General features: G+C 63.1%; 1 pseudogene. It reads right to left on the bottom strand.

Features of this window, described 5'->3' with window-relative positions:
• Window positions 1–674 (bottom strand): annotated as a pseudogene (locus tag HZZ16_RS36945) (transposase); the annotation flags it as partial.
• Between the last annotated feature and the right edge of the window lie 64 nt (window positions 675–738).

Raw genomic sequence — 738 nt, 5'->3', positions numbered from 1 at the left:
CAAGATGCGGAAGCGGCGGCCATCCGTGAGCTGATCGGAGACGAAGTCCAGTGACCAGCGGTCGTTCGGTGCCATCGGTACGGTCATCGGCGCCCGGGTCCCGATCGCCCGCTTGCGGCCGCCACGGCGGCGCACCACCAGCTTCTCTTCCCGGTACAGCCGGAATAGCTTCTTGTGGTTGATCGCAAAGCCCTCCCGCTTGAGCAGAACATGCAGGCGCCGATAGCCGAAGCGGCGGCGCTCCTGGGCGATCGCCTTCATGCGCTGGCGAACGCCGGCATCATCCGCTCGGGTCGTCTGATATCTCATGGTCATGCGGCAGCAGCCGATGGCTTTACACGCCCGCCGTTCGCTCATCCCGTGGGCATCCACGAGATGCGCGACAGCCTTCCGCTTGGCCGCGGGCGTCACCACTTCTTTCCCAAAAGGTCCTTCAACGCCGCATTGTCCAGCATGGCGTCAGCCAGGAGCCGCTTCAGCTTCGTGTTCTCGTCCTCCAGCGTCCTCAGCCGCTTGGCCTCGGAGACGTCCATCCCGCCGTACTTGGCCTTCCATTTATAGATGCTGGCGTCGCTCAGGCCGTGCTTGCGGCATAGATCGGCGACCGACACCCCGGCCTCGTGCTCCTTCAAGATCCCGATAATCTGCTCTTCCGTAAAGCGGCTACGCTTCATGCTCTGGTCCTCGTCGTGGGCCAGAACGAACTTCAAGCTGGATTAAGCTCCGGGGGCAAGGTCA

This window comes from Bradyrhizobium glycinis, assembly GCF_016031655.1.
Classification (GTDB): domain Bacteria; phylum Pseudomonadota; class Alphaproteobacteria; order Rhizobiales; family Xanthobacteraceae; genus Bradyrhizobium; species Bradyrhizobium glycinis.
This window is presented reverse-complemented; position numbering and strand designations above follow the sequence as displayed.